13 protein-coding genes and 1 tRNA gene are annotated in these 15,339 nt (G+C 43.5%); 10 read left to right on the top strand and 4 right to left on the bottom strand.

The annotated features are described in order from the left end of the window. Positions 1–164: 164 nt before the first annotated feature. The 6 genes from HRT75_RS06660 to HRT75_RS06635 all read left to right on the top strand — a co-directional run bounded on the left by HRT75_RS06660 (position 165) and on the right by HRT75_RS06635 (position 7,220). On the top strand, positions 165–1,328 hold the full coding sequence (locus HRT75_RS06660; RefSeq protein ID WP_291184204.1) for a formimidoylglutamase: 1,164 nt from the start codon (positions 165–167) through the stop codon (positions 1,326–1,328). A gap of 114 nt (positions 1,329–1,442) precedes the next feature. Beyond that, positions 1,443–2,819 carry a gliding motility lipoprotein GldK gene (gene gldK / locus HRT75_RS06655; RefSeq protein ID WP_291184201.1) on the top strand — a complete coding sequence of 459 codons (1,377 nt, stop codon included), beginning with the start codon at positions 1,443–1,445 and terminating at the stop codon, positions 2,817–2,819. Positions 2,820–2,896: 77 nt separating this feature from the next. Then, positions 2,897–3,544, top strand: a complete 648-nt coding sequence (gldL, locus tag HRT75_RS06650; RefSeq protein ID WP_291184199.1) for a gliding motility protein GldL — start codon at positions 2,897–2,899, stop codon at positions 3,542–3,544. Between the two features lie 45 nt (positions 3,545–3,589). Beyond that, the gene (gene gldM / locus HRT75_RS06645; protein WP_291184196.1) at positions 3,590–5,155 is read left to right on the top strand and encodes a gliding motility protein GldM; all 1,566 of its coding nucleotides are present in this window, start codon (positions 3,590–3,592) and stop codon (positions 5,153–5,155) included. 22 nt (positions 5,156–5,177) lie between these two features. Beyond that, positions 5,178–6,074, top strand: a complete 897-nt coding sequence (gene gldN / locus HRT75_RS06640) for a gliding motility protein GldN (RefSeq protein ID WP_291184259.1) — start codon at positions 5,178–5,180, stop codon at positions 6,072–6,074. Positions 6,075–6,170: 96 nt separating this feature from the next. Continuing rightward, positions 6,171–7,220 carry an FAD-dependent oxidoreductase gene (locus HRT75_RS06635; protein ID WP_291184193.1) on the top strand — a complete coding sequence of 350 codons (1,050 nt, stop codon included), beginning with the start codon at positions 6,171–6,173 and terminating at the stop codon, positions 7,218–7,220. Here the strand turns inward: HRT75_RS06635 and HRT75_RS06630 are convergent. Beyond that, positions 7,198–7,569 (bottom strand): DUF983 domain-containing protein, encoded by a 372-nt coding sequence (locus HRT75_RS06630; protein WP_291184190.1) that lies wholly within the window; start codon positions 7,567–7,569, stop codon positions 7,198–7,200. The genes HRT75_RS06635 and HRT75_RS06630 overlap by 23 nt on opposite strands. 76 nt (positions 7,570–7,645) lie before the next feature. Between HRT75_RS06630 and HRT75_RS06625 the strand changes: the two genes are divergently transcribed. The 4 genes from HRT75_RS06625 to HRT75_RS06610 all read left to right on the top strand — a co-directional run bounded on the left by HRT75_RS06625 (position 7,646) and on the right by HRT75_RS06610 (position 10,648). Further along, entirely contained in the window at positions 7,646–9,559 is a 1,914-nt protein-coding gene (locus tag HRT75_RS06625; protein ID WP_291184186.1) for an ABC-F family ATP-binding cassette domain-containing protein, read from the top strand. A 9-nt stretch (positions 9,560–9,568) separates the two neighbouring features. Next, positions 9,569–10,327, top strand: coding sequence for a TerC family protein (locus HRT75_RS06620; RefSeq protein ID WP_291184183.1), 759 nt, complete (start codon positions 9,569–9,571; stop codon positions 10,325–10,327). A 6-nt stretch (positions 10,328–10,333) separates the two neighbouring features. Continuing rightward, the gene (locus HRT75_RS06615) at positions 10,334–10,513 is read left to right on the top strand and encodes a CPXCG motif-containing cysteine-rich protein (RefSeq protein ID WP_291184180.1); all 180 of its coding nucleotides are present in this window, start codon (positions 10,334–10,336) and stop codon (positions 10,511–10,513) included. Positions 10,514–10,575: 62 nt separating this feature from the next. After that, a tRNA-Met gene (locus HRT75_RS06610) sits at positions 10,576–10,648 on the top strand. Between the two features lie 489 nt (positions 10,649–11,137). Here the strand turns inward: HRT75_RS06610 and HRT75_RS06605 are convergent. From HRT75_RS06605 to HRT75_RS06595, 3 genes are all read right to left on the bottom strand, one after another. Continuing rightward, complete coding sequence (locus tag HRT75_RS06605; RefSeq protein ID WP_291184177.1) at positions 11,138–11,542, bottom strand: hypothetical protein; 405 nt, start codon at positions 11,540–11,542, stop codon at positions 11,138–11,140. A 560-nt stretch (positions 11,543–12,102) separates the two neighbouring features. After that, positions 12,103–14,157: an LruC domain-containing protein gene (locus HRT75_RS06600; protein WP_291184174.1), complete on the bottom strand. Its 2,055-nt coding sequence runs from the start codon at positions 14,155–14,157 to the stop codon at positions 12,103–12,105. Positions 14,158–14,482: 325 nt separating this feature from the next. After that, positions 14,483–15,339 (bottom strand): AMP-binding protein (locus HRT75_RS06595; protein WP_291184171.1); only part of this gene is annotated, 857 nt, incomplete at its 5' end.

Genomic DNA, 15,339 nt, shown 5'->3' with positions numbered 1-15,339 from the left:
CACGCCGTCCAACCTGACGCGGGCGACTGCCCGTGGGCTCGCCGAGGCCGTGCGGAAGCTCACCAGACAAGAGATGACCTTGGAGGAGGCAGAAGCTATCTTAGAGAAGCAAGCCCCTAAAAAGAAGAAGATCACCAAACGCAAAGCAGCCGCCAAAAAGTAAGATGACAGATTTTTTAAGTCCGGTCAGTAAAGCCGTATTAGCCCACAGAGAATTGTTGCCCGAAAATTCTTTGGGCGCTAAAATGCGTATTCACGGTCCCGGAACTGCGTTCCCTGATCTCAGCGGATGTGAGCTGGCAATCATCGGGGTGCAGGAGAATCGTCGTTCCACAGACTTTGTCGGTCGGGCAGTATCCTTTGATAATATTCGCAAGGCGCTCTACGGACTCTATCCGGGCAGCTGGCACGTACAGCTGGCAGATCTGGGAGACATTATGCCGGGGGAGAGCGTTGAAGATACTTACTTTGCCCTACGTCAAGTAGTGCTTGAACTACATCAGCAAAACATCATACCTATTATATTAGGAGGAAGTCAGGATCTGGTTTACGCCAACTATCGCGCTTATGACGATCGCGGTGCCATGGTCAATATGGTCAATGTGGATTCCCGATTTGATCTGGGTGATGCAGACCTACCCATTACCAATACCTCATATATAGGTAAGATGGTGGTGGACAAACCTTATAACTTATTCAATTACGCCAATATAGGGTATCAGACCTATTTTAATTCTGCGGATGAGATCGATCTTATTGAGCGGCTTTATTTTGAAGCCTACCGTTTAGGATCTGTCGCTGCGGATATATCCTCGGTAGAACCCATTATGCGTGATGCCGATATTGTAGCAGTAGATATCTCTGCGATAAAAAGTACAGAACTCACTCACGACTACGGCTATATGCCTAATGGTTTTGACGGACGTGAAATTTGCGCCATTGCCCGTTATGCCGGAATCAGTAATCGAGTGAGCTCTTTTGGGATCTATGAATTGGAAGGCAATAGAGAGGCCGAACGCGCCGCCATGCTCATCGCTCAGATGGTTTGGTATTTTGCAGAAGGGGTGAATTATCGTATCGATGACGGTAATTTTACCAATGAAAGCGAATATCTCACTTATACCGTTCCTGTTGAAGATCAGAACTTGCGCTTTAAAAAGAGCAAAAAAACGGGAAGATGGTGGATAGAATTGCCATTTATTTCAAATGTTAATAATAAATTAAAAAGACATACGTTATTACCATGCACGTACCGCGATTATGAGGACGCCTGTAATCAGAAAATCCCTGAACGTTGGTACAAGGCAAGACGCAAAAACGAAGTATAACAGACAATTTAACGACTTTGCGATTTTGGGGGTTTTTGACATTTTTGTTGTATTTTTCAAATATTATAAATAGGTTTACGCCCTTAAAATCTTGAACTTTTAACCTAAACACCTATGAAAAAGCTATTTGCAATTGTTGCATTTGCTGCTCTTTTGGTATCTTGTAATTCAACCGATCGTGGAGAATTGGTTGGTGCTAAAGGAAAGAAATGGCACCCTGAAAAGCCATTCGGAATGACCCTAATTCCGGGAGGATCTTTCATTATGGGTAAAGCTGATGACGACATTGTTGCGGTAAACGATGCCCCGACTCGAACGGTTACCGTGCGCTCCTTTTACATGGATGAGACAGAAATTACGAACGCAGAATACAGGCAATTTGTAAACTGGGTACGTGATTCTACTGTACGTCTACGTTTGGCAATTTTGGCCGATGAGGTTGGCGCAACACCGGGTGATGATGGGATTGGCGAATTTGCTTTCGTTGACCAAGAGAACACAGATGACATGACTCCTTATGAGAAGTATATGTATGACAACTACTTCGGAATGGGAGACGACTACTACGCCGGTCGTAAAATTAACAGAGACATTGATATCCTTTGGGACACAAGCGAGTACCCTGATGAGTACTACGCTGAGGTTATGGATACCATGTATATACCAATTGAAGAAGCTTACAACGGACAACGCACCATTGACGTGAGTAAATTGAACTTCCAGTATTCTTATATGGATATTCAAGCTGCTGCTCGTGATAAGGACAAGCGCCGTAAGGACTTCATCATTAAAGACACTGTAAACGTATATCCAGATACTACAGTGTGGATCAAAGACTTTAATTACTCGTACAACGAGCCTATGCACAACGATTACTTCTGGCACGAAGCTTACGGAGAATATCCTGTAGTTGGTGTGAACTGGAAGCAAGCGAAAGCTTTCTGTGCATGGAGAACCTTATACAAGAACGCTTATCAAAAATCGCGTCGCCGTCAGTACGTGAACAGTTTCCGTTTGCCTGGAGAGGCTGAGTGGGAGTATGCTGCACGTGGTGGATTGGAATCTGCGACCTTCCCATGGGGTGGTCCTTATGCCAAGAACGATCGCGGTTGTTTTATGGCGAACTTTAAGCCGCTTCGTGGTGACTACGCTGCTGACCAAGCATTGTACACTGTTGAGGCAGACGCTTACGAACCAAACGATTACAACCTCTACAACATGGCAGGGAACGTATCAGAGTGGGTAGCATCATCTTATGACCCCAATTCTTATGACTACTCTTCTACGATCAACCCTAACGTGAACGACAAGAATAACATGCGTAAAGTGATCCGCGGTGGATCCTGGAAGGACGTTGCATACTTCCTTCAGGTGAGTACTCGTGATTACGAATACGCGGATTCTGCACGTAGCTACATCGGCTTCAGAACCGTGCAGGATTATATGGGAACCGACGTGGTTCTGAACGAACAGTTCGGAGACGGTCGATAAAGACTTCACCGGTATATGCTAGCCGGTGTTCATTTGTAAAATGACTAACAGTAGTAACTTAACTTAATTTATTTATTATGGCACAATCAAAATCATCTAAGAAGCTATTTAACATGGCTTATGGACTAGGAGCCTCTATCGTTATCCTAGGGGCACTATTTAAGATCCTTCACTGGGAGCTTGGACCACTAAACGGTGGTGTACTTCTTGCGATCGGACTTATTACAGAAGCAATCATTTTTGCAATCTCTGCTTTCGAACCAGTAGACGACGATCTAGACTGGTCATTGGTTTACCCAGAACTAGCTGGTGGAAAATCAACTGGTAAGAAGAAAGACGAGAAGCCTCAAGACGCCCAAGGTCTACTATCTCAAAAATTAGACGAAATGCTTAAAGCAGCTAAGATTGATGAAGGTCTTATGACCAGTCTTGGTGACAGCATCCGTTCCTTTGAAGGAGCAGCGAAAAGTATGGCCCCAACTACCGACGCTATGAATTCAACTAAGAAGTACAGTGAAGAAATGGCTTTAGCAGCTGCACAAATGGAGTCGCTAAACTCACTTTACAAAGTACAGGTTGAATCTACCAGCCGTCAGGCAGAAGTAAACGAGCAAGTTGTTGAAAACGCAGCTCAATTGAAAGCACAAATGGAAAATTTGACTTCTAACCTTTCTTCATTGAACGGTGTATACGGAGGTATGCTTTCTGCAATGAATAGAAACTAAGATAGTTTTTACTTACTAACCCCTTAATCTAAAACAGAAGAAGTTATGGCTGGAGGAAAACTATCTCCGCGGCAGAAGATGATTAACCTGATGTATCTGGTTTTCATCGCTATGCTCGCCCTCAACATCTCTAAGGAAGTTCTTACTGCCTTCGGTATGTTGAATGAAAAATTAGAAGATGCTAACGTTGCTTCTACGGAACGTAACGACGCCCTTTTAGCAAGTCTTGCTACTAAGGCTAGTGACTCACCAGAGCAATATGCAGATCTAAAAACTAAGGCTGACCAAGTTAGCGCAATCTCTGATGAATTCGACGCAGTTGTTGGAAAGATCAAAAGCGAGATGCAAGCTACAGTAGAAGATCCTAAAGACTATGAAGTAATGGACAAATCTGATTTTTTAGATCAGATGTTCTTTAACGCTGATGGTCTTAAGGCAGAAGGAAAAGCCTTTTTAGACGCAGTAAATAAGTACCGCACACAAATGGTAGCCGCCATTGGTGATGATTATCCAGAAATCAAAGAGTATGTAGAGAAAAACTTTTCTACAGGACAAGTTGAGGACCGTGATGGTCTGAAGATCGACTGGATGAACTACAACTTTGAGCGTGTACCAATGGTGGCGTCTTTGACTAAGCTTACACAAATGCAAGCGGACATCAAGACTACCAAAAGTGAAGTACTTGGAAAAATGCTACAAGGACAGCAGGCAACCCTGCTTTCTATGAATAACTATAACACTTTCATGGACGCACCTAAGTCTGCGTACTACGTAGGAGAGACCTTTGACGGGGAGATCCTTTTAGGACGTACAGATGCCTCTACTGTACCACAGCGTGAGGAATTGACGCTAGACGGTAGACCACTTCAACGTGATAGAGATTACACCATTGACGGTGGTCGTATCAAATTGAAGATCGGTGCTGGTGGAGCTGGAGATCACAAGATCGAAGGTAAATTGATCTACGGAGAAGAAGGTAAAGAATTTGAAGTAGAAGTGAACACTGGTTTCGCTACCATCACTAAGCCTAACGCTGCAGTAATCTCTGCCGACAAAATGAATGTAGTATACCGCGGTGTAGACAACCCGATGACGGTTTCTATCCCTGGTATTCCAGATAACAAAGTATCTGCCTCAGGTACTGGTTTAAGCCGTGTATCTGGAAGCAAGTACATGATGAAGCCTGGTCAAGGACGTGAGGTTACTATCACTGCAAGTGGTACGCTGCCTGATGGACAACGTATCAGCACTCCTGCTACTTTCCGTATCAAGGACATTCCACGTCCAACTGGTACTGTTAGTGGTGAAGATGGAAACGGTGGTGCAGTACGTATGCCGAGATCATCTTTAGAAATTGCTTCTATTGGTGCAGCATTGTTAGACTTTGACTTTGATTTGAATCTTTCTGTAACCAGCTTTAGTTTCAAAGTATCCGGTCAGCCTACAGTAGTAGTTAACGGACGTAAACTAGACGACAGAGCCAAAGCAGCTCTACGTAGAGCTAAGCGTGGTGAAACAGTACAGATCTATGACATCAAAGCTCAGATCCAAGGAAACTCCGGTTACAAACTACAGCGAATCTCTCCTGTATTTGTAGAGTTAACAAACTAGAATAAAAAAAGCTATAGAAATGATGAAGTCAAGAATCGCTTTGGTATTTGTAATGACCTTGATGGTAAGTTTTACCACCTTGGCCCAGCGCAACATACTCAATGCCAAGACTCCCGATGAGATCGGAATGAAGACAGCAGAACAGATCGCTTATGATAATGACGAGCCGCTACCTTATGGTTACGTAGACGAGCGTGATGTATTGTGGTCTAAAACCACTTGGGAGATCATTGACTTGGACGAGCGTGTAAACTTCCCATTGTACTATCCAATTGACACCAACAACATTGGTGCAGACAGACGTTCTTTATACGATGTATTGGTAAAGAACATCAAGGACGGTACAATTGAGCATGTTTACGCAGACTCTTACTTTACTGAAAAAAGAACTCTAGATGATATCAGTGCTTCTTTGCGTTACACAGACACTACCGATGCAGGTATCCGTCAGTTCAACGCAGAAGGCCGTGTGGATGATGAATACATCCGTAAGTTTGATCTAAGTTCAGCAGATATTTTGGAATGGCACGTACGTGGATACTGGTACCTAGACAAGCGTCAAGGCGAATTGAAGTACCGTTTGCTAGGATTGGCTCCGGTTGCACCGGAAGCGCGTTCTTTGGCTTTTCCAGATCAAGCAACAGACAAAGTAGAATTGTTTTGGGTTTGGTTCCCGAGTGCACGTAAGGTGTTACACGAAGCTAAGGCGTTCAACCGCTTGAACACTTCCCAACCCATATCGTTCGACCATATCTTAAATTCTAGACGCTTTAATGGTATAATCTATCGCGAGGACAACGTCCAAGGTGACCGTCAGGTTAAGGATTATATCAGTGATAACGCACTCATGCAATTGCTTGAGTCGGATAGAATCAAAGAAAGGATCCGCAACCTGGAAATGGATATGTGGAACTATTAACAGAAGAATTTCCATTAGTAAATTAGGGAAAAGCGCTCTTCACATGAAGGGCGCTTTTATTTTTTGCCCTTTTTTAAAGTAGTATTTTTGCTGCGGATGAAAACCGAGGTGGATTATATCGTTGTTGGATTGGGCTTGGCCGGGATCAACTTTGTAGAAAAGTTGCAGCAGACAGGCAAGTCCTTTATAGTCTTTGACACTGGCGAGAATTATTCCTCTTGGGTCTCTGGAGGTTTGTACAACCCTGTGATCTTAAAACGACTCACCTTGTCTTGGAATGCGGCAGATCAGTTGGAAAGAGCACTTCCTGTTTATGAGCGCATTGAAAAGCGTCTGGGTAAAAGTTTTGATCTCAGGATTCCTGTACACAAGAAGTTTCAATCCTACGAGGATCTCAACAACTGGGTGGTGGCTTGTGATAAGCCGCATCTCAAACCTTATTTGAACCCAACTACCATTAGTGAGGCTCCGCAGGGTGTCAAAGTTCCTTTTGGAATGGGACAAGTACTCAATACGGGAAAGATAGATACTTCGGCGCTTATGCAAGCCTATGCAGAAGACTTGTTCGATCGAGGTTTACTTTTCAAAGAGCGATTGGATTATGATCAACTGGAATTGGATTCTGGAGTTAATTATAAAGGGATCACGGCCAAAAGGATCGTCTTCGCAGAAGGTTTTGGCCTAAAGCAGAATCCGTTCTTTGATTCCTCTAAGCTCAAAGGGAACAAAGGAGAACTGCTCATTATTGATGTTCCCGATCTCAAACTTGATTTTGTTTTAAAGACGGATGTGTTTATCATTCCATTGGGCGGAACTCGTTTCTCTGTAGGAGCAACTTATAATTGGGAAGACAAGACACTTGAACCAACCAAAGAAGGCAGGCAAAAACTACTCAAAGCCCTTGAAAAGCTCATTGATTTGGATTATCAAGTCTTGGAACACCGCGTTGGGATCAGACCTACCACGGCAGATCGCAGGCCCTTAGTTGGCGTGCATCCGAAGTATACTCAAATGGCCCTATTGAATGGACTAGGTACACGTGGAGTGATGATTGGACCCACAGTAGCTCATCAGCTTTATGAGCATTTAGAAAACGGAGAGTCGCTACCTCAGGAGATAGACATTAAGCGTTTTTATCGTAATTAAAAAAGAAGTTGATCCAGATGTTTCTGGAAAGACGCAAGATCACTGGTAAACCAAGAACCAGCACCGCTACGATAGCCAAGAAGGCCTGTAGTCGGTCCAAATCCAAAAAGAAGTAAGTGACAATAAAGGTAGCCACGGCAAAGGCTACACCCACGCCATAACTCACATACATAGCCCCGTAAAAGAAAGAAGGTTCTATCTTGTATTTAGTGTTGCAGTGCGAGCAGCGTTCGTTCATTTCCAAGGTTTTCTTAGGCGCATAAAGTTTGCTGCTGCGGTACATACTTTCGTTTTGACAAACCGGACAAGTGCCCGTGAATATGCTGTAGAGTTTGGTGCCTTTCAACATTTGAAAATGTTTTTGATTTACCCTGCAAAATTAGGGATATTTGCACTACTAAAAATGTGACTAAAGTCACCATTTCATGTTAAACGTTCACAATTTATCAGTTTCTTTTCAAGGAGAAGATCTCTTTAGCGAACTCACCTTCAAATTAGGAGGTGGAGACCGCGTGGGTCTTGTGGGGAAGAACGGCGCCGGGAAATCTACCCTGCTGCGAATCTTAGCCCAAGAGCAGGAATACGATTCGGGCCAAATAGCTACGGACAAAGAGCTGCGCATTGGTTTCTTAAAGCAAGACATTGACTTTGAAAAGGGTTGTAGCGTCAAAGAAGAAGCGCAAAAGGCTTTTGTAAAGATCAAAGAGCTGGAAGCGCGCTTAGAAGGCATCAATCAACAACTGGCGGAACGTACAGATTATGAAAGCGAGAGTTACAACCAACTCATGATTGACCTCAATGAGGTGCAACAGCAGTATGAATTGTTGGGCGGGTATAACTACCAAGGGGATACGGAACGCATATTAAAAGGTCTTGGTTTTACTGCTGCGGATTTTGACAAGCTCACGTCTACCTTTTCGGGCGGATGGCGTATGCGCGTAGAATTGGCCAAACTCCTTTTGCAAGATAACGATGTATTGCTGCTGGATGAGCCCACCAACCACTTGGACATTGAGTCAATTCTCTGGTTGGAAGAATTCTTAAAGCAATATACCGGCGCTGTGGTCATTGTTTCTCACGACCGTGTTTTCCTAGACACCATTACCAACAGAACCATTGAAATATCTTTAGGGCGTATATACGATTACCCCAAGCATTATAGCGAGTATTTGAGCCTGCGAGGAGAATTGCGAACCCAGCAGTTGGCAGCCCAAAAAAATCAGCAGAAACAAATCGCGCAGACGGAGAAACTTATTGAGAAGTTCCGTGCCAAGGCCTCTAAGGCCACCATGGCGCAGTCGCTGATCAAAAAGCTGGATAAGATTGACAGAATTGAAGTGGATCAAGACGACAACGCTGTGATGAGCGTGCGCTTTCCGGTATCTGTGACTCCAGGAAAAGTGGTTTTGGAGCTTGACGAAGTAGCAAAAAGCTATGGAGACAAGCGCGTTTTAAATCCGTTGGAAATGCTGGTGGAGCGTGATAGCAAGATCGCCTTTGTGGGCCAGAATGGTCAAGGGAAAACTACTTTAGCCAAGATCATTGTAGGTGAGATTGAACATCAAGGGAAGGTCAACTTGGGCCATAATGTACAGCTCGGTTATTTTGCTCAAGATCAGGCCGACCATTTAGACGGTTCCAAAACAGTCTTGGACACCATGATCGACGCGGCCAATGAAAAGAATCGTACCAAGGTTCGGGATATTTTAGGGGCTTTTCTTTTTAGAGATGAAGCCGTCGATAAATACGTGAGGGTCCTTTCTGGAGGAGAGCGCAACCGTTTGGCTTTGGCCAAATTGCTTTTGCAGCCTTTCAACGTGCTTATCATGGATGAGCCGACGAATCACCTCGACATAAAATCCAAGAACGTACTAAAGGAAGCCTTGGCCAATTATGAAGGGACACTGATCCTGGTTTCTCACGACCGTGATTTTCTACAAGGGCTTACCAACAAGGTCTACGAATTTAGAGATCATCAGATCAAAGAATACTTGGGTGACATTGAGTTCTTTTTGGAGCAACGTAACCTGCGATCCATGCGAGAGGCAGAAAAGCGCAGCGTGGTCGCTAAGCAGAAAGTAGACAAGTCAGCCAATAAGAAGACCTATGAAGAGCAAAAGCAGCTTAAATCGCTTAAAAACAAGCTCAGCAAGGTGGAATCGCAGATCTCTGCCTTGGAAAAACAAATTAAAGAGTCAGACGTCGCCTTAGAAGTGAATTATGACGAAACGGTTAAAGATCCGAGCTTTTTTGACACCTATCAATCCAAAAAAGACGAACTTGACACCTTGATGCAGCGCTGGGAAGACATCAGCGAGGAAATAGATCAATTGACTTAAGCGAAAACTATGTGGGAATTATTGACCAGTACAGAAGCCTGGGCAGCCTTTTTAACCTTGGTGATCATGGAGATCATCTTGGGTGTTGACAATATTGTCTTTATTTCTATTCAGACCGACAAACTCCCACCAGAGCAGCAAAAGAAAGGGCGTAATATTGGTTTGCTCTTCGCGCTGTTTACCCGTGTGGTCTTGCTGCTGTCCATTACCTGGGTCATGACCTTGACCACGCCGCTTTTTAATGTAGGTGATTGGTTGGGTATTTCTGGAGAATGGCACGAACGTCTCTCCATCTCTGGACGCGACTTGATTCTACTGCTTGGGGGTCTGTTTTTGATGTATAAAAGTATTAAAGAGATCCATGAAAGCGTGGAGGGAGAAACCCAGCGTGAGGCTGGGAGCAAAAAGCCCACCACCTTTCTAAAGACTGTTATTCAAATTGGTCTTTTGGATATTGTCTTTGGATTGGATTCTGTGATCACAGCCGTAGGAATGGCAGAAGATGTGGAGATCATGATTGCCGCTGTGGTGGTATCTATGATCTTTATGGTCTTTAGTTTGAATTTTGTGAGTCAGTTTGTGAACCAACACCCTAGTGTGAAGATTTTGGCTTTGTCCTTCCTATTGTTGATCGGTATTTCTTTAGTGGCCGAGTCCATTGAGCAGCCTATAGCCAAGGGGTATATCTACTCCGCTATGGCGTTCTCCATCTTTGTTGAATTCTTGGTGATTCGATCTGCCAAAAATCGAGGAGCCAAAAGAAGCTAAGACCTTATGGAAGAGCATCTATTTCAATGTCCGTATTGCTGGGAGACCATCTCTATGTTGCTCGATCCGTCCGTTTCTCAGACCTATATTGAAGATTGTGAGGTTTGTTGCAATCCCATAGAGATCAGCGTTCGCTTTGACGATCAGCAGCTTACCAGCTTTCAGGCCAACAGCATAGAACAGTAATAAAAAAAGGCGATACGGCACTTTGCCAGTTTGTAAAAGCGTTGTATATTTGCCGTCCACACCGCGGGATAGAGCAGTAGGTAGCTCGTCGGGCTCATAACCCGAAGGTCGCAGGTTCGAGTCCTGCTCCCGCTACGAAGAAAACCAGAAGCATCGCTTCTGGTTTTTTTATGCCCTGAAGCGAACGCTCGCGTTCAAGCTTCAAAGGGCATAAAAAACCAAACACCGCTTTGCGGTGTGGTTTTCTTGGTAAAGCTACCCCCGCTCAGGACCATTTTGCGCAGCAAAATGAATCCTGGCATTTGCTTGTAAGGCAAAGAAACAAGCCATCATCGCAAAGCGATGAGGCTTTATTTGTAAAGCTACCCCCACTCAGGACCAATTTGCGCAGCAAAATGAACCCTGCTCCCGCCAAAATAAGCGCTGACCCGCTCTAAAAGAGAAATAGACGATTATGAGTTTGCAGGCAAACTTGTTTGTCTGTAAAAACGAATAATTGGATATCTATTGCGCAGCAATAGGGGGTCAGCGCTTTCAGCATTGTCTGTTAAGGATCATTTACGAAGTAGATGAATCCTACCATCGGCATAAAAGGAAGATTTGTGAAATAAATCAATCTTACCTCTAGGCTATTATTCCTTCGATCGCAGTCAATTCCTCTTTTAGGTCTTTGATCTTTTGCTGAGCAGTCTCTTTAGGGAAGTTCGTGCCGTGTTCTTTTAATTCGTGGACAGTACTGTTTGTTATATACAAGCAAGAATCAATTCGCTTTTCTAAATTCTTGCCTCTGTCAATCTTACGTTGCTTTACAATTCTCAATGCTGATAATAGATAAAGAATTAGCGCAATCAGTAGACAGCTAGGTATAATGATAAAAGTTGCTGCCAATGCTACAAAGAAAATAGTCAATCGATTATCAAAGATTTCACCAGGGTCATTATGATACGCTTCATGACAGTGACCTGGACCGTCAACGGGATAGAAGGTAGTGTCAATTATTTTTTGAATTGTGGTCCAATACCATGGCACTTTTTTTTTCTTTATAGTAGTGCTCGTTATAGTATCCCACCCTGGCAGAGATCGTGTTGTCAGGATTTCCTCCTGCAACAGTATTACCTAATTGGTCTATCGCAACAAAAAAATTAGAAAAATAGCGCCAAATTGATGATTTATTGGTGATCATGATTATTCACTTAAGTTTTGTAAATGTTTGAAATACATCTGTGTAAATCTATATTGTTGCTTGCGTGATTTCTATAACCAATAAGGGGTATTTTCCCAACACCGCACTAGCCTCTGCTTTGCTTCAAGCTATGCAGGGGGAACGATCGCAGATATCTTCATCAAACGTCTATTAGACGTTTGGTTTTACTGTTGTACAACTACATTTCGATAGCCTCTGAGCTGTGCGAAGAGATATAGCGGAGAGCGCGGTGCTGAAGGCCAGCGCCCAAAAGTCATCTGTAAATCATTTTCCACAACCCCTTAAATCACCCTCCGATACGACTATATTAAAAACAATCGAGCGCCACATAAAGCGGCGCTCGATTCATCATCAAATCAAAAAACTCTCACCTTGAAAAGTCGTATTAATAAATTTTACTAGGGTTGCGATTAGCCGGTAGGTCTAGATACCAGTCCTTATGTGCACCACCACCACTTATTGCCCATGCGGCAAAGTTTAGATAGGCATCTGTAATTTGAGCTCCCTCAATTGGGTGATCAAAGGTGTCGCTTAAATTGATGGCCCACGGTAATCCATTTTCTGTTTTGTACATATAACCTGTAGACGGATTGGTCGCGTCAGAATATGTGCCATAAAAATCCGGATCCGCTAAACTAGTACCGTCTTGGCCAGGTAAATGAATCTCTTTGGAACGGTCTCCGTTAGCAAAGATGAATGCGTCATATGGGGGTAGACCTACGTTACTCTGAATTTTAGGGGTGTTAAATTGAACCATAGTACTTAGCGTAACAGGCTCTGTGTATGGGTTACCCGGAATGGTATTTACATAAGCGCCTTCAGAACTTTGAATGACGTTGTAAATATTATCGACAAAGATAATTGTGGCAGTTGTTGTTGCAGATTCAGTTCCATTGGCATTGTTTGAAATAAGGCCTTCTTGCAGATCGGCGCCACTTACACTAGCGATATCGCTTGAACTCAGGCCGTCGAATTCAATACCAAATCCGTTATGAAAACCAGCTCCAACGGCTTTAATAGTCCAGTCGGCTTCTATTTCTACTAATAGATTATTTCCGTTAAGAATGTGATCTATTTCATAGTCCATGACCAAATCATTGAAATCATAATCTCCTTGTGCTGGCCACAGATCTTCATAAGCAAGGGTTCCTGTAAAGGTATTTCTTACTGCGCGTTCCGGATCAAGAGGGAACTCATCACTCTCGTCAGAAACTCCATCTTCATCGGTATCCTCTGAAGGGGTTACAGGAGGCACTTCGTCAATCACTAAGCTTTCCCAAGGGTTGGCCGACACATAAAAAATAAGATCGTTAAAGTCTTCATCACTTTGCCCCGTAGAGCGCGGTAAATCTTCAAAACCATTCAACAGAATCTGTCTTCCAACATCCAAAAGTTGAACGGTGTGTTGTCTCATTTCTGGATTAGATTCGGTGGTGTTAAAATCAATTCTTGAATAATATTTTGTCGCGTTTACATTTACGCCAGAACCGTTCCATGCATTTTGAAACAGGACCCATGAAATGGTTTTGCCTCCTTCAAAAGCACCTAACTTTACTTTGTCACCAGAGTAGAGTTCGCCTCCGCTTGTTCTGAATGAGGTATTGGGTAGCACTACGTAAATAGAGTCAATTTCACTGGTGTTTGCAGGTGGATTGTCGGTGTCAAACACATAGTATCCAAGAGCATTTCTGAATCCAGCTCCTTCGTGTACAAAGGTCACCCAAACATCACTAGTAGATTCTAACTGCACGTCTAGTTCGTTCCCTGTAGTGAGGTACTGAGGGTTGTAATCGGGAACAGGGCTTCCCTCGGGTAAGGATGCATTAACATCGTCTAAAAACTCTTGGCTTAAATCATCGCGTTCGGCTTCTAAATACAAAGGCAGTCCTGCATTAGAACCAGTTGTAAATTCGCCCATGTAATAGTAATTACCAGAAATTGGGATTGGAGATGAGGCACTTTTTGCCATTTTACCAAAACCGCTATCTGGAGCGCCACCAAAGTTTAAGTTAATGGGTTGATCAGCAGCTGCGTATTGTTGACTGACCATTCCCGTGGCATGTACTTGTACGAATACCTGTTGTAAGTATGTTGGGACTTGAATGTCTGATGTAACTTTTCCGGCACTATTTGTTATTGCCGAGCTTATCAATTTTCCACCAAAATCGGGATGTTCGGTGTAGAAACCTACTTTGACTCCAGAAAGTGGCATATTGTCAATACTATTTACTGTAATGTTAGTTGCTACTTTTCCTGTAGTGCTGAAATCAAAATTCGCAGGAACCTCAAGTTGTCTAATGTCGTTGCCCGGATTAGCATCTTGAGTTACTTGGTCTTCAGTTACCACTTCCTCTTGGTCATTTATAAGATCTTTGTCTAATGTACATGAACCTAAAAGGGTAGCGGTTAATAGGGTGATTAATAGTTTTTTGTAATGCATGATGTTCATTATTTGGCCTGAAAATCCGCATTTTATAGCTTTTGTACGGGAGATTGTCGACGGGTGGTTGGGCTGGAGCGATGAATAAACAATCCAAGCGGTTAAACGGAATTGGTTTTGTAGTATTTTTTAGCGTAAAAGTACAGTTGGTCAGGTACTTATGTCAATTCAATTGCAATTTACTGAAGGGTGTAAATACTGAGAATTGCTCGTGCTTTTTATACCAATTCCTCGAGCGTAAAATATTAACCAAAAAGAATCCGAATTCAGTAAGTAGTTAATTGCACATTGAATTTGGATTGAAAATTATACTACGAACTTTGTTTTAGATTACATTATCCATAATATCCTGAACCACCTCTGGGTTGAGCAGTGTGCTGGTGTCGCCTAGATTGGAAGTGTCCTTGGAAGCTATCTTTCGCAGAATGCGTCGCATGATCTTTCCCGATCGGGTTTTCGGCAAGCCTACTGTGAATTGAATCTTGTCCAGCTTGGCAATTGGCCCGATCTGTTCGGTGATCATTTGGTTGATCTCTTTGCGCAAATTGTCATGGTTTCTGGATTCTCCGGATTCTTTTAGCGTCACATAGCCGTAGAGCGCATTTCCTTTAACCTCATGTGGGAAACCTACAATAGCTGATTCTGCAACCGCAGGATGCTCGTTGATCGCATCCTCAATCGGGGCGGTACCCATATTGTGACCAGAAACAATGATCACATCATCCACGCGGCCTGTAATTCTGTAGTAACCGACTTCATCGCGTAGGGCGCCATCGCCTGTAAAATACTTGTTCTCATAGGCCGAGAAATAGGTGTCTTTATAGCGTTGGTGATTGCCCCAAATGGTCCTTGCCATAGAAGGCCAGGGGAATTTGATGCACAAACGCCCTTCCGCTTGATTACCCTGTATCTCTTGCCCGTTCTCATCCATAAGTGCGGGTTGGATCCCCAAAAAGGGTAGGGTGGCGTACGTGGGTTTTGTCGGCGTACAGAAAGGGATAGGCGTAATTAATATCCCACCTGTTTCTGTCTGCCACCAAGTGTCTACAATAGGTGCTTTTTTCTTACCAATATTGTCGTCATACCAATGCCAAGCCTCTTCATAAATGGGTTCTCCCACGGTTCCCAGTACTTTGATTGAGGATAGATCATATTGCTCTACATGCTGAACACCTTCTTTCG

This window comes from Gilvibacter sp. (genome assembly GCF_013214815.1).
Classification (GTDB): domain Bacteria; phylum Bacteroidota; class Bacteroidia; order Flavobacteriales; family Flavobacteriaceae; genus Gilvibacter.
The sequence above is the reverse complement of the archived record's forward strand: the minus strand, read 5'-3'. Positions and strand labels throughout refer to the sequence as shown.

Excerpts from the sequence above, each read along its gene's own strand:
- HRT75_RS06660 (WP_291184204.1), top strand. The coding sequence starts at position 165 with ATGACAGATTTTTTAAGTCCGGTCAGTAAAGCCGTATTAGCCCACAGA.
- gldK (WP_291184201.1), top strand. The coding sequence starts at position 1,443 with ATGAAAAAGCTATTTGCAATTGTTGCATTTGCTGCTCTTTTGGTATCT.
- gldL (WP_291184199.1), top strand. The coding sequence starts at position 2,897 with ATGGCACAATCAAAATCATCTAAGAAGCTATTTAACATGGCTTATGGA.
- gldM (WP_291184196.1), top strand. The coding sequence starts at position 3,590 with ATGGCTGGAGGAAAACTATCTCCGCGGCAGAAGATGATTAACCTGATG.
- gldN (WP_291184259.1), top strand. The coding sequence starts at position 5,178 with ATGAAGTCAAGAATCGCTTTGGTATTTGTAATGACCTTGATGGTAAGT.
- HRT75_RS06635 (WP_291184193.1), top strand. The coding sequence starts at position 6,171 with ATGAAAACCGAGGTGGATTATATCGTTGTTGGATTGGGCTTGGCCGGG.
- HRT75_RS06630 (WP_291184190.1), bottom strand. The coding sequence starts at position 7,569 with ATGTTGAAAGGCACCAAACTCTACAGCATATTCACGGGCACTTGTCCG.
- HRT75_RS06625 (WP_291184186.1), top strand. The coding sequence starts at position 7,646 with ATGTTAAACGTTCACAATTTATCAGTTTCTTTTCAAGGAGAAGATCTC.
- HRT75_RS06620 (WP_291184183.1), top strand. The coding sequence starts at position 9,569 with ATGTGGGAATTATTGACCAGTACAGAAGCCTGGGCAGCCTTTTTAACC.
- HRT75_RS06615 (WP_291184180.1), top strand. The coding sequence starts at position 10,334 with ATGGAAGAGCATCTATTTCAATGTCCGTATTGCTGGGAGACCATCTCT.
- HRT75_RS06600 (WP_291184174.1), bottom strand. The coding sequence starts at position 14,157 with ATGCATTACAAAAAACTATTAATCACCCTATTAACCGCTACCCTTTTA.